General features: G+C 35.3%; 25 protein-coding genes. 16 read left to right on the plus strand and 9 right to left on the minus strand.

All coding sequences use genetic code 11. The annotated features are described in order from the left end of the window. Positions 1-2: 2 nt before the first annotated feature. Together AC0J6S_RS15640 and AC0J6S_RS15645 are read left to right on the plus strand one after the other, a co-directional pair. Positions 3-1,040 carry a glycoside hydrolase family 130 protein gene (locus AC0J6S_RS15640; RefSeq protein ID WP_474954661.1) on the plus strand — a complete coding sequence of 346 codons (1,038 nt, stop codon included), beginning with the start codon at positions 3-5 and terminating at the stop codon, positions 1,038-1,040. 11 nt (positions 1,041-1,051) lie between these two features. Then, entirely contained in the window at positions 1,052-3,319 is a 2,268-nt protein-coding gene (locus AC0J6S_RS15645) for a glycosyltransferase (protein WP_474954662.1), read from the plus strand. Positions 3,320-3,354: 35 nt separating this feature from the next. On the opposite strand, the gene AC0J6S_RS15650 is transcribed toward AC0J6S_RS15645, so the two are convergent. Continuing rightward, positions 3,355-4,479: a cysteine desulfurase family protein gene (locus tag AC0J6S_RS15650; protein WP_474954663.1), complete on the minus strand. Its 1,125-nt coding sequence runs from the start codon at positions 4,477-4,479 to the stop codon at positions 3,355-3,357. 20 nt (positions 4,480-4,499) lie between these two features. Then, on the minus strand, positions 4,500-5,417 hold the full coding sequence (locus tag AC0J6S_RS15655) for an EamA family transporter (RefSeq protein ID WP_474954664.1): 918 nt from the start codon (positions 5,415-5,417) through the stop codon (positions 4,500-4,502). A gap of 196 nt (positions 5,418-5,613) precedes the next feature. On the opposite strand from AC0J6S_RS15655, the gene AC0J6S_RS15660 reads away from it, so the two are divergent. Then, positions 5,614-6,555 carry a hypothetical protein gene (locus tag AC0J6S_RS15660; protein WP_474954665.1) on the plus strand — a complete coding sequence of 314 codons (942 nt, stop codon included), beginning with the start codon at positions 5,614-5,616 and terminating at the stop codon, positions 6,553-6,555. Positions 6,556-6,695: 140 nt separating this feature from the next. On the opposite strand, the gene AC0J6S_RS15665 is transcribed toward AC0J6S_RS15660, so the two are convergent. Both AC0J6S_RS15665 and AC0J6S_RS15670 read right to left on the minus strand, forming a co-directional pair. Then, a complete protein-coding gene (locus tag AC0J6S_RS15665; protein ID WP_474954666.1) occupies positions 6,696-7,247 on the minus strand; it encodes a Smr/MutS family protein in 552 nt (183 codons plus the stop codon). Continuing rightward, positions 7,240-7,422: a hypothetical protein gene (locus AC0J6S_RS15670; RefSeq protein WP_474954667.1), complete on the minus strand. Its 183-nt coding sequence runs from the start codon at positions 7,420-7,422 to the stop codon at positions 7,240-7,242. The genes AC0J6S_RS15665 and AC0J6S_RS15670 overlap by 8 nt, the downstream gene beginning before the upstream one ends. 101 nt (positions 7,423-7,523) lie before the next feature. Between AC0J6S_RS15670 and AC0J6S_RS15675 the strand changes: the two genes are divergently transcribed. Next, entirely contained in the window at positions 7,524-7,802 is a 279-nt protein-coding gene (locus AC0J6S_RS15675; protein ID WP_474954668.1) for a DUF2752 domain-containing protein, read from the plus strand. Between the two features lie 35 nt (positions 7,803-7,837). On the opposite strand, the gene AC0J6S_RS15680 is transcribed toward AC0J6S_RS15675, so the two are convergent. Then, positions 7,838-8,536 (minus strand): DUF1003 domain-containing protein, encoded by a 699-nt coding sequence (locus AC0J6S_RS15680; protein WP_474954669.1) that lies wholly within the window; start codon positions 8,534-8,536, stop codon positions 7,838-7,840. Positions 8,537-8,930: 394 nt separating this feature from the next. Here AC0J6S_RS15680 and cysM point away from each other — a divergent pair, with 394 nt between their 5' ends. Both cysM and AC0J6S_RS15690 read left to right on the plus strand, forming a co-directional pair. Continuing rightward, positions 8,931-9,818: a cysteine synthase CysM gene (gene cysM / locus AC0J6S_RS15685; RefSeq protein WP_474954670.1), complete on the plus strand. Its 888-nt coding sequence runs from the start codon at positions 8,931-8,933 to the stop codon at positions 9,816-9,818. Positions 9,819-9,942: 124 nt separating this feature from the next. Further along, on the plus strand, positions 9,943-10,635 hold the full coding sequence (locus AC0J6S_RS15690; RefSeq protein WP_474954671.1) for an SGNH/GDSL hydrolase family protein: 693 nt from the start codon (positions 9,943-9,945) through the stop codon (positions 10,633-10,635). A gap of 68 nt (positions 10,636-10,703) precedes the next feature. On the opposite strand, the gene AC0J6S_RS15695 is transcribed toward AC0J6S_RS15690, so the two are convergent. Continuing rightward, positions 10,704-11,114 carry an OsmC family peroxiredoxin gene (locus tag AC0J6S_RS15695; protein ID WP_474954672.1) on the minus strand — a complete coding sequence of 137 codons (411 nt, stop codon included), beginning with the start codon at positions 11,112-11,114 and terminating at the stop codon, positions 10,704-10,706. 379 nt (positions 11,115-11,493) lie between these two features. On the opposite strand from AC0J6S_RS15695, the gene rlmD reads away from it, so the two are divergent. Genes rlmD through AC0J6S_RS15710 form a run of 3 tightly spaced genes read left to right on the plus strand, consistent with a single transcriptional unit; the run spans position 11,494 to position 14,258 of the window. After that, a complete protein-coding gene (gene rlmD / locus AC0J6S_RS15700; RefSeq protein WP_474954673.1) occupies positions 11,494-12,906 on the plus strand; it encodes a 23S rRNA (uracil(1939)-C(5))-methyltransferase RlmD in 1,413 nt (470 codons plus the stop codon). 37 nt (positions 12,907-12,943) lie between these two features. After that, the gene (locus AC0J6S_RS15705; protein WP_474954674.1) at positions 12,944-13,465 is read left to right on the plus strand and encodes a DUF6452 family protein; all 522 of its coding nucleotides are present in this window, start codon (positions 12,944-12,946) and stop codon (positions 13,463-13,465) included. Beyond that, positions 13,437-14,258, plus strand: a complete 822-nt coding sequence (locus AC0J6S_RS15710; protein ID WP_474954675.1) for a DUF6048 family protein — start codon at positions 13,437-13,439, stop codon at positions 14,256-14,258. Before AC0J6S_RS15705 ends, AC0J6S_RS15710 begins: the two co-directional genes overlap by 29 nt. 84 nt (positions 14,259-14,342) lie before the next feature. Here the strand turns inward: AC0J6S_RS15710 and AC0J6S_RS15715 are convergent, their stop codons facing one another. Both AC0J6S_RS15715 and AC0J6S_RS15720 read right to left on the minus strand, forming a co-directional pair. After that, complete coding sequence (locus tag AC0J6S_RS15715) at positions 14,343-14,579, minus strand: hypothetical protein (RefSeq protein ID WP_474954676.1); 237 nt, start codon at positions 14,577-14,579, stop codon at positions 14,343-14,345. 59 nt (positions 14,580-14,638) lie between these two features. Continuing rightward, a complete protein-coding gene (locus tag AC0J6S_RS15720; RefSeq protein WP_474954677.1) occupies positions 14,639-15,814 on the minus strand; it encodes a THUMP domain-containing class I SAM-dependent RNA methyltransferase in 1,176 nt (391 codons plus the stop codon). Positions 15,815-15,909: 95 nt separating this feature from the next. Between AC0J6S_RS15720 and AC0J6S_RS15725 the strand changes: the two genes are divergently transcribed. The 7 genes from AC0J6S_RS15725 to AC0J6S_RS15755 all read left to right on the plus strand — a co-directional run bounded on the left by AC0J6S_RS15725 (position 15,910) and on the right by AC0J6S_RS15755 (position 20,480). Then, positions 15,910-16,674 carry a class I SAM-dependent methyltransferase gene (locus tag AC0J6S_RS15725; protein ID WP_474954678.1) on the plus strand — a complete coding sequence of 255 codons (765 nt, stop codon included), beginning with the start codon at positions 15,910-15,912 and terminating at the stop codon, positions 16,672-16,674. Next, positions 16,675-17,343: a ZIP family metal transporter gene (locus AC0J6S_RS15730; protein ID WP_474954679.1), complete on the plus strand. Its 669-nt coding sequence runs from the start codon at positions 16,675-16,677 to the stop codon at positions 17,341-17,343. A 114-nt stretch (positions 17,344-17,457) separates the two neighbouring features. Continuing rightward, the gene (murQ, locus tag AC0J6S_RS15735) at positions 17,458-18,273 is read left to right on the plus strand and encodes an N-acetylmuramic acid 6-phosphate etherase (protein WP_474954680.1); all 816 of its coding nucleotides are present in this window, start codon (positions 17,458-17,460) and stop codon (positions 18,271-18,273) included. Between the two features lie 67 nt (positions 18,274-18,340). Further along, a complete protein-coding gene (locus AC0J6S_RS15740) occupies positions 18,341-18,562 on the plus strand; it encodes a DUF6095 family protein (RefSeq protein WP_474954681.1) in 222 nt (73 codons plus the stop codon). Then, on the plus strand, positions 18,562-19,134 hold the full coding sequence (locus AC0J6S_RS15745) for a pentapeptide repeat-containing protein (protein ID WP_474954682.1): 573 nt from the start codon (positions 18,562-18,564) through the stop codon (positions 19,132-19,134). Before AC0J6S_RS15740 ends, AC0J6S_RS15745 begins: the two co-directional genes overlap by 1 nt. A 172-nt stretch (positions 19,135-19,306) precedes the next feature. Continuing rightward, positions 19,307-19,681: a DNA topoisomerase IV gene (locus tag AC0J6S_RS15750; protein WP_474954683.1), complete on the plus strand. Its 375-nt coding sequence runs from the start codon at positions 19,307-19,309 to the stop codon at positions 19,679-19,681. Positions 19,682-19,706: 25 nt separating this feature from the next. Next, positions 19,707-20,480 (plus strand): TerC family protein, encoded by a 774-nt coding sequence (locus AC0J6S_RS15755; RefSeq protein ID WP_474954684.1) that lies wholly within the window; start codon positions 19,707-19,709, stop codon positions 20,478-20,480. A 42-nt stretch (positions 20,481-20,522) separates the two neighbouring features. On the opposite strand, the gene AC0J6S_RS15760 is transcribed toward AC0J6S_RS15755, so the two are convergent. Beyond that, positions 20,523-23,180 (minus strand): DNA gyrase/topoisomerase IV subunit A, encoded by a 2,658-nt coding sequence (locus AC0J6S_RS15760; protein ID WP_474954685.1) that lies wholly within the window; start codon positions 23,178-23,180, stop codon positions 20,523-20,525. Positions 23,181-23,233: the final 53 nt, after the last annotated feature.

Genomic DNA, 23,233 nt, shown 5'->3' on the forward strand with positions numbered 1-23,233 from the left:
ACATGGTTACAATAGAAAAATTAGGAATAATTCTAAGTCCTACCGACCATCAATTTGAAAATAACGGCGTGTTCAATCCCGGAATTTATCAGGACGGAAACACCATTCATGTTTTATACCGAGCGGCAGAACACGGCAATTATTCTACGATAGGATACGCTAAGTTAGATGGCCCAACAAAGGTGATTGAACGCCATGAAAAACCTTTAATTATGCGTGATTTTGACTATGAAAAACATGGTGTGGAAGATGCCCGAATTGTCAAAATTGAAGATACTTATTATGTTACATACACTGCCTACGACGGCGTCAATGCAATGGGAGCGCTCGCCACTTCTAAGGATTTAATTGATTTTGAAAAGCACGGTGTCATAACTCCTCATGTCAATTATCAGGAATATGAAAATTTTGTCAACTGCTGTGACAATGGAAAATTGAATCCAAAATATCATCAATATTACAATCTTTTTGCTCAAATAGGATTGGTTGCTGATGAATTCAGATTGCTCAGGGATAAAGATGTCGTGTTGTTCCCAAGGAAAATAAACGGAAAATTTATGCTTTTGCATCGGATTTGGCCTGGAATTCAGATTGCGGAATTTACCGATTTCAAGGATTTAACTGAAGCTTTTTGGAAAGAATATCTCATAAATCTAGTGGATCATATTGTACTGGATCCCAGGGATGCATTTGAAGTAAATTACATTGGTGCAGGCGGTCCGCCTATTGAAACTGAATATGGTTGGCTGCTTATTTACCATGGGGTACAAGAAACGATAAAGGGAAAAATATATCATGCTAAAGCCGCATTATTACAATTAGATAATCCAAAAATTGAGATCGCCAGATTGCCATTTCCGTTATTTTCGCCTACAAAGCAATGGGAAATTGAGGGAGAAGTTAGCAATATTGTCTTTCCATCGGGACATGCTTTGTTTGGGAATGATCTATACATCTATTACGGTGTGGCCGATAAACATATTGCAGTTGCAAAAGTAGACCTTAACGAACTACTTCTCGAACTGAGAAAACAACCTTAAAAAATAACGCTATGAAAATCGAGAAAGGAATAAAAATGTTAATTGTAAGCTCCTATCCACCCAGAGAATGCGGAATAGCAACTTTTACCAATGATATTGTTAATGCATTGTATGTTGTCTTTGGAGACACGCTTCCGGTGGAAGTGTGCGCGTTGCAAAATAGGGATCAGGAATTTCAATATCCTGAAGAAGTAAGCTATGTACTGCCGGTAGATTCTTTGGTTCATTATAGGTTGGTCGCCGAGAAAATAAATGAACGAAACGATATTGGACTGGTATGTATTCAGCATGAATTTGGTCTGTTCAGAGGAGAATATGGAGATCAAATTCTTTCTTTTATACTAGCACTTAACAAACCCATTGTAACCGTTTTTCATACGGTCTTGCCTCATCCTGATGAAAAAAGAAAAAAAGTAGTTTATGCCCTAACTGATTTATCGGACAAAGTGGTGGTCTTGACCAAAAAATCAAAAGAAATTTTAGCCGATCATTACAATTGTCCTCCTTCTAAATGTATAATTATTCCTCACGGCAATCATACAGTTCTTTGGGAACAAAAAAAAGTACTGAAAAACAAATTTGGCTTTAAAGACAGAGTTGTATTATCAACCTTTGGATTAATCAGTGAAAATAAAGGAATTGAAAACGTATTATGCGCTTTACCAGAAATCGTGGCTCAACATCCTGAAGTAATTTATCTTGTTATAGGGAAAACTCATCCTGAAGTTATTAAAAGAGAAGGTGAAAAATACCGCAATTTACTTACTGCTACAGTAAAAAAACTCGGTCTGCAAAACAATGTGATTTTCGTCAACGAGTATCTTCAATTGGACCAACTATTAGAATTTTTAACGTTATCTGAAATTTATTTATTTTCTTCAAAAGATCCCAATCAAACCGTAAGTGGAACTTTTGCGTATGCGATGAGCAGCGGCTGCGCAGTAATTTCTACACCTATACCGCATGCTGTCGAATCCTTAGGAAACGGCAATGGAATCCTATTGAAAAGTTTTGATAATCCTGAAGAATTTAAGGAAGCAATCCTTTTTCTCATCGAAAATAAAGAACAGCGAATAGCTATGGCAAAAAATGCTTTTTCAATGGCTCGAGCCACAAACTGGGAGAATATCGCCATACAATACCGCCTTTTGTTTGATCAATTAACCAATAGAGAAGATGATTTAAGATTCAATTTCCCGCCTATAAAGTTAGATCATATTAAAAAACTGACTACTGATTTTGGAATCCTTCAGTTTTCAAAATTCAGTCAGCCTGATCCTGAATCTGGCTATACATTAGATGATAATGCCCGAGCATTAATCAATATGGTTCTCTACAACAAAGCATTTCCCGATAAGGAAATTTTAAAATTAGCGAATACCTATTTGAATTTTATTGAAGGAATACAACAGCACGACGGTTGGTTTGATAATTATAAAGACTACAACAAGAAATTGACCAAACAAAACGAAGAGGTTAATCTGGAAGATGCGAATGGTAGAGCGCTTTGGAGTCTTGGAACGGTGATTTCTCACAGACAAAATTTACCGTTGGACATGATTTGCCAAGCAGTAAAATGCTGGGACAAAGCCATCAAAAAAATTGATAATTTTAAATCTCCAAGAGCCATAGCTTACGCATTAAAAGGACTTTATCATTATCATGAAATGTATGAAGACGGGGAAATAAAAAAACATATCGAGAATCTTGCTGATGAACTGTTGCGTCATTATAAAATCAATTCTGCCGAGAATTGGTGTTGGTATGAAGATTATATGACGTATGCTAATAATGTCCTTCCAGAAGCTATGATGTACAGCTATCTAGTCACCAAGAATCCGAAATATAAAAAAATTGCGGTAATTACGTTCGACTTTCTGCTTTCTCATTATTTCATGAAAGGACAGTTGAAAGTAATATCTAATCGAGGTTGGTTTAAGAAGCAAAATGAAAGGATTTTCTATGGCGAACAACCTATTGAAGTCGCTACAACCATTATTGCACTCGATCTTTTTTACGAAGTAACGCGAAATAAAAAATATAAAGACCAATTAAAACTCGCATTTATTTGGTTTTTAGGGAACAATCATTTAAAGCAAATTATGTACAATCCGGAAAATGGTGCTTCCTATGATGGCTTGGAGGACAAACACATCAATATCAATCAGGGAGCTGAATCTACTTTGTGTTTTTTCAAAGCGCGATTAATTATGGAAAAATATACGGAAAAACCATCCAATCCAATAAAAATATCCAAAACGAAGTCCCTAATTACTTAAATTCCACTAAAAAATCTGCTATAAAGCAGATTTTTTTATATGGTTTTCAGTGCAGCGATAAGCACATTAATATCTTCTTGTGTATTGAAATGACTAAAAGAAATTCGCAAACTTGGTTTCTTTAAATCTTCAGGCGATAGCATTTCGGCTAAAACATGTGAAGGCTTGATACTTCCTGATTGGCAAGCACTTCCGCGGGAAACTGCAATTCCTTTCATGTCTAAATGAAATAAGATCATCGCTGTTTTATCTGCTGAAAAAGGCAATAAAACATTCAAAACTGTGTAAAAACCATCAACAGTTCCATTGATTTCAAAAGCCGGAAATTCGATTTCAAGTTGGGTAATGAGGTAGTTTCGCAACTCAGTAATATGTTCTCTATCCGTTTCTAAATTGCTGTATGAAAGTTCTAAAGCTTTTGCCATTCCTGCAATTTGGTGTAAAGCCTCGGTTCCTGCTCGCAATCCTTTTTCCTGTTCGCCTCCAAAAAATAACGGTTGTAATCCGGAATTTTTTCGAATAAAAACAAAACCAACTCCTTTAGGTCCGTGAAATTTATGCGCACTGGCCACAATGAAATCGACAGGAATTGTTTGCAAATTTATTGATGTTTTCCCGATGGATTGCACGGTATCCGAATGAAATAAAACGCTGTGCTCTTGACAAATACGACCTATTCGCTCCAAATCTAAAATGGTTCCTGTTTCATTATTCACGTGCATCAAGCTCACTAATGTTTTCTTTTCCTGCGACAATAATTCCACTAAATCCGTTATATCGATTTCACCGTTTGGTTTTATTGCCACATAATCAATTTGAATATCGAACTCTATTTCTAATGCTAAAGCCGTATACAAAACAGCATGATGCTCGATTTTACTGGTAATGATTCGTTTAACTTTCAAATCCTTAACTGCAGAACGAAGAATCCAATTGTTGGCTTCAGTACCACAAGAAGTAAAAATAATTTCCTGAGCCGTAGCATTCAAATTTTTAGCAATTGATTTTCTGGAAAGCTCCAAAATATTTTTTGCAGAACGTCCTAAACTATGTGTTGACGAGGGATTTCCGTAATCCTCCGTTAAAACTTTGGTCATTTCCTGAATTACTTCGGGACGGAGAGCTGTGGTAGAGGCGTTATCAAGATATACTTTTTTCATTTTTTTAAAATATAAAATTATTAAAGCCCTTTGATTTCTGCTGGCATCGCTTTTGGTTTTTTGGAAAAGAGTATTCTTTCATTAAAAACAACTATCGAAACCAAAATTAGAAAATAAGAAAACAATTGAAGGAGACTTACTTGCTCCTTGTAATAGAATATGGCCAGTAAAAAATTAATAATCGGATTGATATAAATCATAATTCCTACCGCAGAGGAGTTGATTCCTTTGAGCGCATAAAGATTTAAGAATAAAGGGATTATGGTAAAAAAAACCACAATCATGAACATACAGGTGTAAAACAAAGGTTCCGTAGGGATTGCACCGCTGTATTTTGGATAAAAAGGAAGCAAAACAACTGCCGTAAAAATCAACTGAATCGTAAGACCCAAAAATTTGTCTAAATCGTTATTTTTACGTTGGCTCACTAAATACATTGCGTATGTGGTCGCGGTAATAAGGCTGTAAAATATGTCCTGAAAATGATTAAACGATAACAAAATGCAACTAAAAAAACTGATTGAAACAGCTACCCACTGCCATTTACTTAATGTTTCTTTCAACATAAAGAAGGCAAATACAGTAGTTACTATTGGACAAATCAGATAGGCTAATGATGCAGCATTAACACTGACATGATTCATCACATAAATATAAACAAACCAGTTTGAGGAAAGAAATATACCACCGCCAAGTGTCAATAACACAACATTTTTTTGTTGTTTTGAAGAGATATTTTTGAAATGATTCCAGTTTTGTCGCATTACTCTTCTTCGAAAAATAACATTGATTAATACCATTGTAATCACACTAAAAAATACTCGATAAAATAAAATATCCAAAGAAGGATAATTATGCAACGGTTTCAAAGCAAAACTAAAAAATCCCCACACAAAAAAAGCTAAAAAAGCAGCCAAATAATATTTGTTAAGTCTCATGACCAGTATTAAATTAGTGCAAAGATAACGAATTCTAATGGCTTTAAACTACAGCAATACTGACAACTCCGGGCGGTTATTTAAATCTTGAACATTTCAATAGAAAACCCAAAATCCTGTTAAATAATCTATTTTTAAACGGTTATGTATTTGGAACAAATTAAAAATTCTATTTTTGTTTGAAATATTATAAAAAATGAAAAGAGTCCTTAGCTTGTTGGTTTTTTCCATGTTCTTAAATGGGTGTGATGATGGCGATTTAATTCAGGAAGACATCAATTTTGAAGATGTTACCGCGCAAAAATGTACCACAAACAACATCATTTACAAACTGAAAGAAAGTGAAGCGCTTATTTTTGAAGCTACAGGAGTTACGCTTCCTAATGAAACTACTTCTCAAGAATTAAACATCAGCAGTGCCAATCGGGTGATTTACCGCTTTTATAATGGTACCGTTAGTGCATCAACAATTTGCGAATCAATACCGCCGGCAACTCCTATTGTCACGGGACAATGGACCGCTACGGGTGGAAAAATAGTAATAAATACAACTGCTGTAAAAACCGATGAAGCGGACAACAGCACAAAAATTACAGGTTATAATCACAATATCACTTTCAAAAATATCACTTTTGACAAAGGAACTGGAACACAAGTTTACGAAACATTCGCTTTTGGAGACTATTTGATTTCAGCAACGCCTTTACCATTAGTATTCAATAAAACCCTTGAACAATGCAGTTCTTCAAAGCAATTATATGATTACAATAGTAGCGAAGCACTTATTCTTGATGTGGATTCCGCATTAATTGTTAATGAAGCAACACCTCTAAATGCACCAAGAACAGGACTGATAAGCGATACAAAAAACAAACTTACCTACCGATTATTCTCCGGTTTAGTAACCGGCGCTTATTTTTGTAACACCACTTTTCCAGCAACTCCAGTAGTAACTGAAGAATGGATTGCAGTAGCTGGAGTAGCAAATATCAGTGGTATCGTCGAAGTCACTACAACGGCTTTTGGGAATGGTTTTAAGCACACCGTTGTCCTCAAAAAAGTCAAAATGAAGAAAGGAAACAGCGATTTTATTTTGGGCGATAATTACATTTACGGTGAATTATTGACTACAAATTAAGACCGGAAAAGGCATAAAAATCGACCGCTAAATCGTTTGTTTTTATGCCCAAAAAGAGACCCGATTTTAAATGAATTTCAATTGTAAAATTCATTTAAAATCGGGTCTCTTTTTTTATTTTAAAAACTTAAAATAAGAACTTACATAGCACTTTGCTTAATGAAAACTTCCGTTGCACCTTGTCCATATTTTTGATAATTGCCTTCTTGAAAAGCGATGTTATCGTATCGTCCCAATAAAAAATCCAACTCCGCTTTCAGAACTCCTTCGCCAACTCCATGAATAAAAACAATCTTCGGAATTCTATTACGAATGGCAAATTCTATGTGTCGTTTTGCCGTTTCTGTCTGCAATGTCAGAATATCATAATTAGACATTCCGCGTTTATTTGGTACCAATTTTTCAATGTGCAAATCAAATTCCGGAGCTGAAATTTCATGCTTTGATTTCTTTTCTTTTACAAAACTTCGTGCTTTTGGAATCTCTTTTTCCTTAGAAACCTCACTTATATTTATTCTTCTAATACAATCTAGTAAGTTACTGGAATCGTTTACTTTAATCAACTCTTTGACAAAAAATGTCATCATGAATCCATCCTCAGTCTCTATAGTTACTTGCTGTTCTTTTACTGTCAGCACTATTCCGTTCATAGCTTCATCCAGCACTGAAACCTTATCTCCTTTGTTAAACATTTTCGTCTTCTTTATCTTGATTCTTACTTGGCGTTTTGGCACTCAATTGCATCATTCCCATCATGAAAACTACAATTGCAATTACCATTATATATACATTTTTTTCGGCACTTACCTGCTCATACAAAGCAACAATTATGGCGATAATCATTATGGGAATTATAAACTTTTTCATCTTTTAAAATATAAGATTCCAAAAGTAATGAATTTAAAATTGCAACAATTAATATCGCAACCGTTTCTTATTTTTTCGTAAAATTGTAAAAAGAAAAACCATTGGATTTAGAAAAATATATGCTGCCGTGTTTAAGCAGAACACTCTTTGGAGTGGAGTGTTTGGGCTGTGGTTTTCAGAGGGGATTTTTACTGCTTTTGCAAAGGGATTTTGAAGGTGCTTTTAGGATGTATCCAGCCATTTTTACCACCCTGTTATTTCTGGGAATTCTGGGTTTAAATTGTATTGACAAAAACAGGAATTATAAAAAAATCATCATTGGCTCCGCAATCCTAAATGGTGTTTTTATGATTGCGGGTTATTATTTTAAGCATTATTAACAGGTTCCTTTTTTAAACTTTTTAGAACAAAAAGATTATTTAATTCGTGTCAAAATATCATTCATCATTTCGATTTGCACTTTCTGAATTTCTATCAATTCTTCTTGTTGATGCATGATCAAATGATCTAGTTTTTCATGAAGCATGCGGATTTCAAGTTCTGATTTTAGATTGATCATGTAATCTTTTTTGGATCTCTCCCGATCTTTTTCTTCCTGACGATTTTGGCTCATCATAATTACCGGCGCTTGAAGTGCGGCAAGGCAAGACAAAATTAAATTCAACAAAATAAACGGATACGGATCAAATCCTTTATTCAAGAGAATATAGATATTAGCCAAAATCCACAACAGAATAAACACCCCGAAAAAAATGATAAATTTCCAGCTTCCGCCAAAAGCAGCTACTTTATCCGCCACCACTTGGCCAAAGGTTCGAATACCTGCTTCATCTTCTACAGTACTCACTAAGGATTTATCCTCGTTTAGCGACCCAATAACTCTGGTTTCCAGATTGGTCAACTCCCCTATTTCAACTAATAAATAATTCGAAATGTATTTCTCCCGATACATGTTAAGTTCAGTAATAGACAAGAATTTATCGGCATCAAAATCAGGATAATCATTTTGGATAAGCGCCAGTATCGGATTTCGAATGGTTTTAGCAGATACTTTATCCGCAATTGGGAATTCCTTTTTGGAAATATCACTTATAAAAGTTGCATTACTTTTCATGGATTGTTATTTATTGGCTAATTCAAAAAAACACTTTCATCAAAACTACTAATCGGTTTCTATAAATTGAAAATTAAAAAAAGTATTGCTTTTCCTTTTAAAAATTTAAAACAATAAATCTCGTAGTATTTAAACACTATAAATTTAACAAAAGTGTCACAATAATCAGGATAGCTTTTCGCATAAGAAAGAAATAATTCGAAATAGTTCAATATCTTTGCGATTCGTTTTAAAACCCATGAAAATGTCACTGAACTTCGAAAATATTTCTATCTTTTATTGTTGTCACAGTTTTTAAAATTCACTTGATATAAAGAGGTTGCACAAACAAATTCTTATTGTAATCAAATCCAGAATCGGGTAATTACAATTCAAACACAAGACATCAAACAGCATGAAATCACAAAAAATATTAGATTTAATAGGAAATACGCCTTTAATCGAATCCACACATTTGGTACAAAATAAAAATGTAAAACTTTTGCTGAAACTGGAAGGAAATAATCCCGGTGGAAGCGTAAAAGATCGTGCGGCGTATAACATGATAAAATCGGCATTAGAAAGAGGAGATATTAAAAAAGGAGACAAACTCATTGAGGCAACCAGTGGTAACACTGGAATTGCTCTGGCGATGATTGCCCAATTATTCAATATCGAAATCGAATTGATCCTTCCCGAAGATTCTACTATCGAACGCACGCAAACCATGCGTGCTTATGGCGCAACCGTGATTTTGACACCCGCTGCTACCGGAATAATTGGTTCCAGAGATTATGCCGATAAAAAAGTAGCTAAAGGCGGTTACATCATGCTGAATCAGTTTGCAAACGACGACAACTGGAAAGCACACTACAATACCACTGGACCCGAAATATGGAATGATACCGAAGGAACTGTAACCCATTTTGTCTCGGCAATGGGAACAACAGGAACAATTATTGGGACTTCCACCTACTTGAAAGAAATGAATCCTGCTATCCAAATTGTGGGTGCGCAACCCAGCGACGGCTCCCAAATTCCAGGAATCAGAAAATGGCCTCAAGAATATTTACCTAAAATTTTTGATGCCAAGAAAGTAGATACAATCATCGAAGTTTCCGAAGAAGAAGCACGAGCGATGACCAAACGTTTAGCACTGGAAGAAGGCGTTTTTGCGGGAATGAGCAGTGGGGGCTCTGTAGCAGCAGCAATAAAAATAGCTGAAAATTTAGAATCAGGAGTGATTGTCGCTATCATTTGCGACCGAGGCGATCGGTATTTGTCTTCGGATTTGTTTGATTAAATTACTTTGATCTTATAAAAACAACCTTCCTTTTGTGTATCTTTCGGATATAACAAGGAGGGTTGTTTTGTCTTAATTTGGCACGACAAAATTTCCTTTTTCAAAATTTTAAATCCTTTTACATATGAAAAAGATTCAATTAGTTTATATCATATTATTTTTATCAATTGTTATGGGAGGAAAAGTACAAGCGCAGGACTGGCCGAATTTAAATAAATATCAAGAACAAAATGCACAACTAAAATCGTTAGCACCCAGAGACAAAAGAATAGTTTTTATGGGTGATTCCATAACCGAATTTTGGAGCGTCATAAATCCTGAATATTTTGCTGAAGAACCATTCGTCAATCGCGGTATCAGCGGTCAAACCACACCCCAAATGCTTATCCGATTTAGAGCCGATGTTATTGCTTTAAGACCAGCAGTTGTGGTTATTTTGGCTGGAATAAATGACATTGCCGGCAATACCGGTCCCGCAACATTAGATATGATTGCCAATAATATCTTTTCGATGGCCGAATTGGCAAAAGCAAACCAAATAAAAGTGATTTTATGTTCCGTATTACCAGCTTACGATTTCTCTTGGAAACCCAATCAAAATCCAGCTGAAAAAGTAGTGGCTTTAAATAAAATGATAAAAAATTACGCTGACGTCAATGACATTTTGTATCTTGATTACTTTTCGGCTATGAAAGATGAACGCAACGGATTGAAAAAAGCTTATTCCGAAGACGGTGTTCATCCAAACAAATTAGGCTATCAGGTAATGGCTCCGCTAGCTGAAAAAGCAATCACGGAAGTTTTAGCAAAAAAATAATCTGCTATACAGAAACAAAAAGGCTCGATTTAAACTTAATCGAGCCTTTTTATTTTATTAATTTTTGTTTAAGCTAAAGCAGCTGTACTTGAAATCGCTGCATTCAATACTTTAGAAACAGGACAATTTTTCTCTGCTTTGGTAACTAATTGCTGAAAAGCATCTTCTGTTATTTCTTTAACTTTTGCTTGAACCGTTAATTGTGCCGTTATAATTGTCCCATCCACCAAATCGATATCGCATTTCGTTTCGATACTTTCAATTTCAAAACTTGCTTCGGTGATATAAGCCGAAAGTTGCATTGTAAAACAGCCTGCATGAGCCGCTGCAATAAGTTCTTCCGGATTTGTTCCTACTCCTTCTTCAAAACGGGATTTAAAGGAATATTGTGTATCTTTTAATGTGGTCGATTGTGTAGTAAGTTTTCCGGCACCTTCTTTCAGTGAACCATTCCAGACTGCGGTTGCATTTCTTTTCATAATTTTCAGTTTTCTGTTTTCTCAAATTTAGCTCTTTTATCAAAAAACACTTTCAAACAATTGATAATTTAACTAAAATTTAAAGTTCTTTTCAATACTAAAATAATCATAATCTCTTTCACTTGCTACATTATTGCGTGTTCGAAAAAATCCTGATTCCATGAATTCTAAGCTACGTTTAAAATTAATATTAATGATACCTTTCTTATTTAATTCGTTGTGCTTATTAAAAAAGAAAGTGCTTTACGGGCTTAGTGTTATTGCTTGCGTAGCCAGGATTTGCAGTGAAAATCGGGAATGCCACAAATAAAAACATCTAAAAGTGAAAATATTTCACAATTTGAATTTATAAAACCATTCAAACACTTATTTTTGCGCTATGACTAAGAAAAATACAGACAAAGTTGTCTTTCATCAAATAAAAGTCCTTGATGCTGGTGCAAAAGGCGTTTCGGTAGCAAAAGCTCCCGATGGAAAAGTAGTTTTTATCCCAAATGTGGTTCCGGGTGATGTGGTTGATGTACAGACTTTCAAGAAGCGCAAAGCTTATTACGAAGGTAAAGCAGTTCATTTTCATGAATATTCAGAACATCGTGTTGAGCCTATTTGCGAGCATTTTGGTGTTTGCGGCGGTTGTAAATGGCAAAATATGAAATACAGCCAGCAGTTGTATTACAAGCAAAATGAAGTGAAAAATCATTTGCAACGCATTGGAAAAGTAGAACTTCCGGAATTTGAACCAATTCTGGGTTCCGAAAAACAGTTTTTTTATAGAAACAAAATGGAATTTTCTTTTTCGAACAGCCGTTGGTTGACCGAAGCGGAAATTGACAGTACTGAAGATTTAGGAAACAGAAACGCTCTTGGTTTTCATATTCCGAAAATGTGGGACAAAATCCTGGACATCAATAAATGTCATTTACAGGAAGATCCATCAAATGCAATTAGAAACGAAGTGAGAGATTTTGCTAATGCAAATGGACTGACTTTCTTTAATCCAAGAGCACATGAAGGTTTATTGAGAACTTTGATGTTGCGTACTGCTTCGACGGGGGAAATCATGGTTTTGATTCAGTTTTTTGAAAATGACAAAGACAACAGAGAATTAATCCTAGATCATCTTTACGAGAAATTCCCGCAAATTACTTCGCTGCAATACGTAGTGAACAATAAAGCGAACGATACTTTATACGATACTGATATTAAATTATACAAAGGAAGAGATTACATTTTGGAAGAAATGGAAGGTTTGAAATTTAGCATTAATGCAAAATCTTTTTACCAAACCAATTCGGATCAAGCGTATGAGTTGTATAAAATAACGCGTGATTTTGCTGGATTGACAGGAAATGAAATTGTTTATGATTTATACACCGGAACGGGAACTATTGCTCAATTTGTTTCGAAAAAAGCAAAAAAAGTAATTGGTGTAGAAAGTGTTCCTGATGCGATTAAAGATGCTAAAGCTAATGCGGTACGCAATGAAATCACCAATTGTGAGTTCTTTGTAGGAGATATGAAAGTGGTGTTTAATGATGAATTCATAGCACAACATGGACATCCCGACGTAATTATCACGGATCCGCCAAGAGACGGAATGCATAAAGATGTAATTGAACAAATCATGAAAATTGCTCCTGAAAAAGTGGTTTATGTAAGTTGCAATTCTGCTACACAAGCTCGAGATTTGGCTTTAATGGACGAAAAATACAAAGTGACTCGTGTGCGTCCTGTGGATATGTTTCCGCAAACACATCACGTGGAAAATGTTGTACTTTTGGAAAGAAGATAAGCCCCCTAACCCCCAAAGGGGGAACAATAAAGTGTATATGAAAAAAATAATTTTATTGGTATTTGCATTAGCACTATCCTTCTCCGGTTGTGAGAAAGATGACATTTGCGATGCAAATACTCCCACAACGCCACGATTAGTAATAGAATTTTATGATTTTTTAAATCCTTCCGTTTTAAAAAACGTATCAAATCTAAAAATAGTTGGCGAAGGAATGAGCGATGGAATTCTTTTTAACGGCAGTCAAACGACTAGTGCAAATACTATTTCTATTCCGTTAAAAACTGTTGGAAAAAACACAACCTATAGTTTCACATTAAACTCAGGAAATCCTAATCCTGCATTGGTTGATGAAGACATCATAAAATTTGATTATACCACACAGGAACTTTTTGTTTCCAGAGCTTGCGGTTACAAAACAATTTTTACATTAGACCCCACAAATCCATATACACATACTGATGCAACAACTGCAAATCAAAAATGGATAAAATTTATATCGGTTGAAAAAAGTAACATCGAAAACGAAAATGAAACACACATTAAGATCTTTTTTTAGTATTGGTCTCTTATTGTCGTTGACTTTAGTACAGGCTCAAGAGACGACTCCTGTCAAAAGTGATCCAAAAACCACCAAAACAGAACAGATTATTCCTGCAGCGCCATTGCCATTAGTCAAAATTAGTCCTGAAATTATAAAGAACGATTCGATTCCTGTAAAAACGGATCGTTATGGCGTTCGTGTGGGAGTCGATTTATACAAACTGACCCGTGCTCTTTATGACAAAGATTACAAGGGAATTGAGTTGGTGGGAGATTATCGACTGACAAAAAAATATTTTTTGGCTGCCGAACTTGGGAATGAAAATAAAACGACAGATGATGACCGTGTCAATTTCACCACCAAAGGTTCCTATATAAAAGCGGGTTTTGATTATAATGCCTATGAAAACTGGCTGGATATGGAAAACATTATTTCTATAGGAATGCGTTACGGTTTCAGTACTTTTAATCAACAATTAAACAGTTATCGAATCTACAATGCGAATCCTTATTTTGGAGAAGTTCCTGCAATTCCTTCCGGTAAAAAGTTTGATGGTTTATCCGCAAGCTGGATTGAAGTTGTAGCCGGAGTAAAAGCCAAAGTATTTGATAATGTGTTTGTAGGTTTCAGTCTTCGATTGAACCGATTGGTCACCAATAAAGAACCGGAGAATTTTTCTAACTTATATATTCCCGGATTCAACAGAACTTACGATGGTAGTTTTGGAGTAGGATTCAATTACACTGTTACTTATTTTGTTCCTATTTACAAGAAGAAAATTGCACCAAAAAAAGTAGATAAAAAATAACAGCCAATTCGCTAATTTTTATTTTTGGTAAAAATTAGCAAATTGGCCGTCCATATTTAAAACTAATATCTCAGGATTTCTAAACTATCCTATTTCCTTTATTCCTTTCATGAAAATCCACTTCATGAATAATTTCTCTCCATCTTTGGTTTTTATTGCATGGAATTTTGGAGACAAAAGTGTTCCTATCACAAATGCGGTTAACGGAATCCAAAATCCGGTTAATTTAGTGTAATGCTCCACTAGATACCTTGCGGAAATAAATAATATTGCAAAACATCCCAGTTGATATATAAATGCTCGTATTTGTAATTTGGTCATTTTTTTTTAAGTCTTAAAGTTGTAAAGTCAAAGGTCGAAAGTAAATATCTGAATATTGCTTATTCAGCACTATCAGTTGTTACCTGAAACTTTGTTCTTTTACTTCCTTCGTACATTTCGTATTTTACCAAACGAGCTTCTAATCCAGCATTAAAAAGTTTGATTTTTCTCGAAGGTTTAAGTCCAACATATTTCAATGCTTCTAAGTTTGCTGTAATCATCCAGGCATTTGTTCCCGGATAATTTTTCTTTAACGTATCACCGATATTTTTATAGAATTCTTCCATGTGAATATCCAAACGCTCATCATATGGCGGGTTGAAAACAATATGCAGTTTCCCTTCCGAAGTTTTTTCAGTATCAAAAAAGTTTTTTTCTTCAATAGAAATATATTCGTCAAGATTGGCATTCTTGATATTGTCTTTGGCTTTTTGAACGGCACTTGGTGCTTTATCGTAACCTTTTATCGTGTAATGAAACTCACGAACGCGTTTCAATAAACTGTCCGAGATATTATCAAACAAATCATTGTCCCAATCGTTCCATTTTTCAAAAGCAAATTCCTTGCGGTTAATGTTTGCCGGAATATTACAGGCAATCATCGCTGCTTCGGCTAAGAATGTTCCCGAACCACACATTGGATCCAAGAAATCAGTTTGTCCGTCCCAACCGGAAAGTAATAAAATTCCTGCTGCCAAAACTTCGTTTATAGGAGCAATATTGGTTGCGGTTCTGTACCCACGTTGGTTCAATGCATTCCCTGAAGTATCCAGTGCAACTGAAACCTGGTCTTTATCGATATGAATGTTGATTCTTAAATCAGGATGTACTTTATCAATACTTGGTCGTTGCCCCGTTCTTTCTCTGAACTGATCCACAATCGCATCTTTACACTTTTGGGAAACAAATTCTGAGTGATTAAAATATTCCGAATGCACCGTAGTATCAATCACAAATGTCTGATTGGCATTCAATAATTTAGACCAGTTCATGCTCGAAATTCCTTTGTATAAAGCCTGTTCGTTATTGGCCTTGAAAAAATAAATAGGCTTTAGGATTTTTAAAGCGGTACGCAAAGACAAATTCGCTTTGTACATAAAGCCTTTATCTCCTTTGAAACTTACCATTCTTACGCCTTGCTCCACATCTTGTGCACCTAGGTTTTGCAGTTCTTTTGCTAATATTTCTTCAAAACCAAAAAAGGTTTTGGCAATCATTTTATAATTATTTTCCATTTGCCCACTCTAACCCCTAAAGGGGGAATTGTTATCGTTATATTCGGCAAAAATACACTAAATTTGCATCAATCGAATTAATTGAAAAAGAATAAATGTCCGAATCTAGCAAATCCTTTACCGATAATCAACCACAAACACCTGAAAACTGGTACAGTTCCTGGTTTGACACTCCCTATTATCACATCCTTTACAAGGACCGAAACTATAGAGAAGCACAGGTTTTCATGGATAATCTCACCCATTATCTTAATCTTCCTGAAAACGCAACAGTATTGGATTTAGCCTGTGGTAAAGGCCGCCATTCTATTTATTTGAACCAATTAGGTTTTACAGTTCTGGGAGCAGATTTATCCGAAAACAGTATTGCCGAAGCTACTAAAAACACGAATGAAACCCTTCATTTCAAAGTACACGATATGCGTGAACCTTTTGAAGAGAAATATGATGCCATTTTCAATTTATTTACCAGTTTTGGTTATTTCGAAAATGATGAAGACAATCTTACTACGTTAAAAGCCATCAAAGAAAGCCTTTCAGAATATGGTTTTGCCGTGATTGACTTCATGAATGTTCCCCAAGTCCTTGAAACGCTAGTTCCTGAAGAAACAAAAACAGTCGAAGGAATCGATTTTCACATTAAACGCTATTTAAAAGATGGTCATATTTACAAAGAAATTGACTTCGAAGACAAAGGCCAAAAATTTCATTTCACCGAAAAAGTAAAAGCGCTAACCCTAAAAGATTTTGAGGAATTAATGGAAGAAGCCGGAATCTATTTATTGGATATTTTTGGTGATTACAAATTAAAAAAATTCCATAAAACAGATAGTGAACGATTAATCATGATTTTTAAATAAATGAATTACCTTTTACCATTACTTTCGGTACTTGTAGGATATATCGTCGCATTGATTATACGACCAAAGAATAAAACAAACCTAAAATTGCTATTGGCTTTCAGTGGTTCTTTTTTACTTTCCTTAACGGTAATGCATTTATTACCTGAAATTTATGAAAATGCAAACCCAAACATTGGACTATTCATCATGCTGGGGATATTATTCCAAATCATATTGGAATTTTTTTCAAAAGGAGCTGAACACGGGCATGTTCACGGACACGAAATAATGACACAAATTCCCTGGTTACTTTTCGTAAGTCTTTGTATACATGCGTTTCTAGAAGGTTTCCCTGTAAGCCATCATCATGATTTAGCAATTGGAATTGCTATCCATCATTTACCCATTGCCATAATCCTGACCACCTTTTTTATCAATGCCGGTCTGAACAAAAAAGCCATTTTTATTTTCATGATCACTTTTTCAGTAATGACGCCACTAGGTACCATTTTATCTGATTATTTGCCAATATTAAACGTATATTACACTGAAATCACAGCCATAGTAATAGGAATATTATTTCATATTTCATCCACCATTATTTTCGAAAGCAGCGAAGGACACAAGTTCAATATTGCCAAGGTTTCAATGATTGTGATAGGAATTGCGTTGGCTTATTTTATATAATTTTATAATTTGGGCGTGACCGCAAGGGTCGGGCTATTCGCTTCAATCTTTTTATTTTTAAAGAAAAAATAAAAAGGATTTCCGCTGATATCCCTCACGCGAAAAAACAGGAACATGGAATTCACAAAAACCACCGAGCTATCCTCAAAATACGAACATTTAGAAAAAATGTCGGTTCAAGAATTGTTATCTAATATCAATCAGGAAGACAAAACCGTTCCGCTTGCCGTAGAAAAAGCATTGCCGCAAATAGAAACTTTAGTGACTGAAATCATTGCTAAAATGAAACTCGGCGGACGGTTATTCTACATTGGCGCAGGAACATCAGGACGTATTGGAATACTAGATGCTTCGGAATGCCCACCAACCTTTGGCGTCCCTTTTGATTTGGTAATTGGGATAATTGCCGGTGGCGATACCGCAATTCGCAAAGCCGTAGAAAATGCCGAAGACAACGCCATGCAAGCCTGGATTGATTTGAAAGATTTCAATGTAAATGAAAATGATGTAGTGATAGGAATAGCAGCTTCGGGAACAACACCTTATGTTATTGGAGGATTACAAACTTGTAACGAAAATAATATTACCACAGGAAGTATTTCTTGTAATGCAGGAAGCCCGCTTTCGCAAACGGCAAAATTCCCTATTGAAGTAGTTGTAGGACCAGAATTTGTAACGGGAAGTTCCCGCATGAAAGCTGGGACAGCGCAAAAACTGGTACTCAACATGATCTCAACAGCAACCATGATTCAACTTGGGAAAGTGAAAGGCAACAAAATGGTAGACATGCAACTCAGCAACAGCAAATTGGTTGATCGAGGCGTGAAAATGATTATGGAAGAAATTCCCGTCTCCTATGAACAAGCCGCTGATTTATTAAAAAAGCACGGTAGCGTGCGAAAAGCTATTAACAATTTTACAGCTCAATAAACAGATTACAGGTAAATATTTTGAGAACATCAAAAAACTTCGAACCTTAAACTTTAAATAAAAAACAATGGCAACCAACAAAGAACTACTATCTAAAGGAATAAAATATTTATCAGGAGCTTTACCGTTGATCTTCATTGGTCCAACCTTAATATATAACGCGTTTATGAACAAACAGAATGTTTGGCATTATTTAGTTTTAGCAATTGGAATAATTGCTTGTCTTGCCGCAATGTATTTAATGTTTCTGGGGTTAAAAACAATTATGAAAAGCTTATTTAACGACTGATGGAAAATCTAATTCACGTTCAAAAAACATTTGAAAAAATCGTTTATGTCGATAAAAAAGTAAACAATCGAGAATTTGAGGATTGCGTTTTTAAAAACTGTGATTTATCGAATAGCGATTTCTCTTATAGCAGTTTTATGGATTGCGAGTTTATTGATTGTAATTTGGCCATGACCAAATTATCCGGAACAAGCTTGAAAGGGGTACAATTCAAAAACTGTAAATTGCTGGGTATTCAATTTGAGGAATGTGATGATTTCCTGTTTAATGTCAGTTTTCAAGAATGTGTTTTAGATTATTCTTCGTTTGCCAACAAAAAAATGCCGAAGACAAAATTCAATTCCTGTTCGTTAAGGGAGGTAAGTTTTGTTGGGACCAATCTCACGAGTGCTGTTTTTGATAATAGTAATTTAGATGGCGCTATTTTTAACAATACACAATTAGCTGGAGCCGATTTTTCAAAAGCAACTGATTTTAAAATTGATCCTGAATTCAATCCGATGAAAAAAGCAAAATTTTCAACACAAGGAATTATCGGTCTTTTGGACAAATATGACATTAAAATACAATAATGCCTTACCCCAGATCGAAGTGAAAACCACGAAAGGCTAAAAGCTATTTTTTCTTGGCTAAAAAGAGCAACCAAAGAAAGCTCCTTTTTTGCCAATAGAAAAAACGATTTTAGCTTTGGGAGTTGCAACGTACACTTGGATTAGGTCCAATAAAAAGTAAAATAATTTAAAAATGAAAAAAATACTATTCCTCCTTCCTCTGCTGTCACTTATATCGTGCTATGATGCGGAGCGCAATTGCAAGGATTTTAAAACCGGAAAATTCAAATTTGAATATGAAGTTGACGGTATAAAAAAAACCACCCTTTTTGAACGCAGTGACACTATCGAGATTGAAACTTTCGAAGGCAAAACGGATACCGCGGCAATTCGATGGGTAAATGATTGTGAATATGTATTACAAAAAATTCATCCTAAAAATATGGCAGAGAAAAAAGCTATCGGGATGAAAATTTTGACAACCTCAAAAAATTCGTATACCTTTGAATTTGGAATGGTTGGATCAGATGCCAAACAAAAAGGAACTGTTACCAAAATAGCCGATTAAGAATTATAATTTATAACTGAACAAAATGGAAGTATTTTTAAATCCCGATGCTTGGGTTGCACTGTTAACATTAACTTTTCTTGAAATTATTTTAGGAATTGACAATATTATATTCATATCGATTGTTACTGGCAAATTACCTCCTGAGAAACGCAAAAAAGCAACTCAAATTGGTTTGTTTTTAGCCATGTTTATGAGAATTGCATTATTATTCGGAATCACGTTACTGATCAAAATGAAGGAACCTCTTTTTAGCTTTGACTGGGGTTGGTTCAGCGGTCATTTTAACGGTCAGGCATTAATACTATTCAGTGGTGGTATTTTCCTGATTTATAAAAGTACCAAAGAGATTCATGAAAAAGTAGATCTTAAAGGCGAAGAGGAGTTAGAGTTAAAAACCTCAGCGGCAAAATCATTTGGAAATGTGATTTTTCAGATTTTATTGATTGATCTTATTTTCTCTGTAGACAGTATTCTTACCGCTGTAGGAATGACTAACGGCATCGAAGGCGCTTTGTACATAATGGTAACCGCGGTCGTTATTTCTGTTGCTGTGATGATGTTGTTTGCTGTCCCTGTTGGTACATTTGTTAACAATAATCCATCCATTCAGATTTTAGGCTTAGCCTTTTTGATTTTAATCGGATTCATGTTAATTACTGAAAGTATGCACTTATCAGATGCGGTATTGGCAGGACAAACTGTGGGTGCGGTTCCAAAAGCATATTTGTATTTTGCAATCGCTTTCTCCCTTGCGGTGGAATTCCTCAATATGAAAATGAGAAAGAGGAAAAAATAATATTTCATAAAAAAAGCGCTTTTAGCGCTTTTTTTTATTGTTTTATTCTAAGGATAAAGTAATCTGACCATCATCATCTAATTGAACCGTAGCATTATCAGCATCCGTTTCCCCTTTGACCTCTATATCCTCAGCAATTACCTCAACCGGAACTTCATACGCTAAAGGCTCTAATAGATTTACTTGCTTCAACTTATCGGTTGTCAATTGATTTCCTAAAGCTTTGAATCCTTTCAAAGAAATAAAAGATTCAATATCTACAGTGATACTTTCTTTTTGAACTCCTTTTACTTTTGTAAAAACTAATTCAGCCACGGGACGATAATCCGTTGATACAATTTCGAGATGTGAATTAGGATGCTCCGTGATAAAACTTTCTTCTTTGTTTTCGGTTTCCACCAAAAAACGTTTGATGTAATAACGCTCTTTTTCACCATCATAATAAATAGCTGAAATTGGTTTCTTGGGAATCCATTTTTCTAGGACTACCATGTCTTCATCAAAATGAGTAGATAATTCGGGTGTAATTACTTTTATTTTCCCCGATTGTGAGATGATTAAAATCTTATCACTTGGTCTGAATTCGCCCAACAATTCTCCCCTTCCATCTACATTCAATCGTTGAACAGTATCGTCAAACCAAACTTTTCTTGGTAATAAAGTAGAAATTCCTTTCTCCTTCAATTCTATTTTTTTGATTGGATATTTGGTTACTAAATTCCCTTTGGAAGCGCGTCCTTTTATCGCTAAACTGGCAAAATCAATATCGAATTTTAATTTTTTGACACTTCCTATCTGGCGCAATAATATCGTAATTACTTCTGCTTCTCCATTTGGATTGCAAGAAAAATATACTACTTGAGAGCCAGCGGTTTCATTGGTTAAATCGTAGGCTTTGTCTCGGGTAACTCCTGAAACATTAAAACGTTTAATATAAGAAGGCCCGGATTTTCCATCGCGGTAAATCATGTTATAAATAGTTCGCTTGTCGCTTTTGTCAAAAATAGCAATGTGAATTATGTCTTTACCCACAAAGGTTTTCGCATCTACTTTGGTAATCATCATTTTTCCATCACGCAGAAAAACAATAACATCATCAATATCAGAACAATCCGTAACGTATTCGTCTTTTTTCAAGCTCGTACCTACAAATCCTTCTTCTTTATTGACATATAATTTAGTGTTTCTTAAAACCACTTTCGTCGCTTCGATATCATCAAAAATACGAAGCTCTGTCTGACGTTCCCGCCCTTTTACGTATTTCTCTTTTAACTTGGCAAAATAGGCTATAGCAAAATCAATCAGATGTTCTAAATTGTGTTTCACTTGTTCAATATCGCCTTCCAAGGATTCGATTTTATCCTGCGCTTTATTACTGTCAAATTTAGAAATACGCATGATTCGGATATCCAACAATCGCAGAATATCTTCTTCGGTAACAGCGCGTTTTAAGTGTATTGTGTGTGGTTTCAAACCATCATCAACCGCTTTAATCACCGATTCTCGAGTCGTCATTTCTTCAATGTCCCGGTATATTTTATTTTCGATAAAAATACGTTCCAAAGATAGAAAATGCCATTGTTCTTCTAATTCATTCAATTGAATTTCGAGTTCGCTTTTCAGTAATTCAACGGTTCTGTTCGTTGAGATTTTCAACATTTCAGAAACACCAATAAAAAGTGGTTTGTTATCCTCAATTACACAGCCCAAAGGCGCCACCGAAGTTTCACAAGCCGTGAAAGCAAATAATGCGTCTATGGTTTTATCTGGAGAAACACCCGGGAAAAGGTGAATTAATATCTCAACCTCAGCGGCGGTATTGTCTTCAATTTTCTTGATTTTGATTTTCCCTTTCTCATTCGCTTTCAAAATACTGTCAATCAAAGTCGTAGTATTGGTTGAAAACGGAATTTGGGTAATCACCAACGTATTTTTATCTAGCTGACCAATTTTGGCACGAACCCGAACACGTCCGCCACGCAATCCGTCATTATAATTGGAAACATCGGCAATTCCTTGCGTCATGAAATCCGGATATAGTGTAAATGGCTTCCCTTTTAATATTTTTATCGAAGAATCTATTAATTCATTGAAATTATGAGGCAAAACTTTGGTCGAAAGACCTACTGCAATACCTTCGGCTCCTTGTGCCAAAAGCAACGGAAACTTCACCGGAAGATTGTTCGGCTCCGCTCTTCGTCCATCATAAGAAACGCCCCAATCGGTAATTTTTGGACTGTAAATAACTTCCAAAGCAAATTTAGACAAACGCGCTTCGATGTAACGTGAAGCCGCAGCGCCATCACCCGTTAGGATATTCCCCCAGTTTCCCTGACAGTCAATCAGTAATTCTTTTTGTCCAATTTGCACCATCGCATCACCAATACTCTGATCTCCGTGAGGATGATACTGCATGGTGTGTCCTACAACATTGGCAACTTTATTATAACGACCGTCATCTAATTCTTTCAAAGAGTGCATAATACGACGTTGCACCGGTTTAAAACCGTCTTCAATCGCCGGAACGGCACGCTCCAGAATTACATACGAAGCATAATCCAGAAACCAGTCTTTATACATCCCCGTAACTTTGGTAATGGTATCGTTTCCGTCTTCTTGATTATCGTAAAAATGTTGTCCTTCAGACTGTTTACCTTCGTTTTGATCTTCTGGAATTATGTTTTCTTCTTCTTCGTCCATTTATTTTCTGTGAATTGTATATGGATTCCTCCTATCAACTTTAATCTGTTTAT

Source organism: Flavobacterium sp. TS_SC_5, from assembly GCF_056156265.1.

Excerpts from the sequence above, each read along its gene's own strand:
- rlmD (WP_474954673.1), top strand. The coding sequence starts at position 11,494 with ATGACTAAGAAAAATACAGACAAAGTTGTCTTTCATCAAATAAAAGTC.
- AC0J6S_RS15640 (WP_474954661.1), top strand. The coding sequence starts at position 3 with ATGGTTACAATAGAAAAATTAGGAATAATTCTAAGTCCTACCGACCAT.
- AC0J6S_RS15650 (WP_474954663.1), bottom strand. The coding sequence starts at position 4,479 with ATGAAAAAAGTATATCTTGATAACGCCTCTACCACAGCTCTCCGTCCC.
- AC0J6S_RS15680 (WP_474954669.1), bottom strand. The coding sequence starts at position 8,536 with ATGAAAAGTAATGCAACTTTTATAAGTGATATTTCCAAAAAGGAATTC.
- murQ (WP_474954680.1), top strand. The coding sequence starts at position 17,458 with ATGGAATTCACAAAAACCACCGAGCTATCCTCAAAATACGAACATTTA.
- AC0J6S_RS15710 (WP_474954675.1), top strand. The coding sequence starts at position 13,437 with ATGAAACACACATTAAGATCTTTTTTTAGTATTGGTCTCTTATTGTCG.
- AC0J6S_RS15665 (WP_474954666.1), bottom strand. The coding sequence starts at position 7,247 with ATGTTTAACAAAGGAGATAAGGTTTCAGTGCTGGATGAAGCTATGAAC.
- AC0J6S_RS15655 (WP_474954664.1), bottom strand. The coding sequence starts at position 5,417 with ATGAGACTTAACAAATATTATTTGGCTGCTTTTTTAGCTTTTTTTGTG.
- AC0J6S_RS15670 (WP_474954667.1), bottom strand. The coding sequence starts at position 7,422 with ATGAAAAAGTTTATAATTCCCATAATGATTATCGCCATAATTGTTGCT.
- AC0J6S_RS15725 (WP_474954678.1), top strand. The coding sequence starts at position 15,910 with ATGTCCGAATCTAGCAAATCCTTTACCGATAATCAACCACAAACACCT.
- AC0J6S_RS15660 (WP_474954665.1), top strand. The coding sequence starts at position 5,614 with ATGAAAAGAGTCCTTAGCTTGTTGGTTTTTTCCATGTTCTTAAATGGG.
- cysM (WP_474954670.1), top strand. The coding sequence starts at position 8,931 with ATGAAATCACAAAAAATATTAGATTTAATAGGAAATACGCCTTTAATC.
- AC0J6S_RS15690 (WP_474954671.1), top strand. The coding sequence starts at position 9,943 with ATGAAAAAGATTCAATTAGTTTATATCATATTATTTTTATCAATTGTT.
- AC0J6S_RS15715 (WP_474954676.1), bottom strand. The coding sequence starts at position 14,579 with ATGACCAAATTACAAATACGAGCATTTATATATCAACTGGGATGTTTT.
- AC0J6S_RS15755 (WP_474954684.1), top strand. The coding sequence starts at position 19,707 with ATGGAAGTATTTTTAAATCCCGATGCTTGGGTTGCACTGTTAACATTA.
- AC0J6S_RS15705 (WP_474954674.1), top strand. The coding sequence starts at position 12,944 with ATGAAAAAAATAATTTTATTGGTATTTGCATTAGCACTATCCTTCTCC.
- AC0J6S_RS15740 (WP_474954681.1), top strand. The coding sequence starts at position 18,341 with ATGGCAACCAACAAAGAACTACTATCTAAAGGAATAAAATATTTATCA.
- AC0J6S_RS15745 (WP_474954682.1), top strand. The coding sequence starts at position 18,562 with ATGGAAAATCTAATTCACGTTCAAAAAACATTTGAAAAAATCGTTTAT.
- AC0J6S_RS15720 (WP_474954677.1), bottom strand. The coding sequence starts at position 15,814 with ATGGAAAATAATTATAAAATGATTGCCAAAACCTTTTTTGGTTTTGAA.
- AC0J6S_RS15695 (WP_474954672.1), bottom strand. The coding sequence starts at position 11,114 with ATGAAAAGAAATGCAACCGCAGTCTGGAATGGTTCACTGAAAGAAGGT.
- AC0J6S_RS15750 (WP_474954683.1), top strand. The coding sequence starts at position 19,307 with ATGAAAAAAATACTATTCCTCCTTCCTCTGCTGTCACTTATATCGTGC.
- AC0J6S_RS15645 (WP_474954662.1), top strand. The coding sequence starts at position 1,052 with ATGAAAATCGAGAAAGGAATAAAAATGTTAATTGTAAGCTCCTATCCA.
- AC0J6S_RS15760 (WP_474954685.1), bottom strand. The coding sequence starts at position 23,180 with ATGGACGAAGAAGAAGAAAACATAATTCCAGAAGATCAAAACGAAGGT.
- AC0J6S_RS15730 (WP_474954679.1), top strand. The coding sequence starts at position 16,675 with ATGAATTACCTTTTACCATTACTTTCGGTACTTGTAGGATATATCGTC.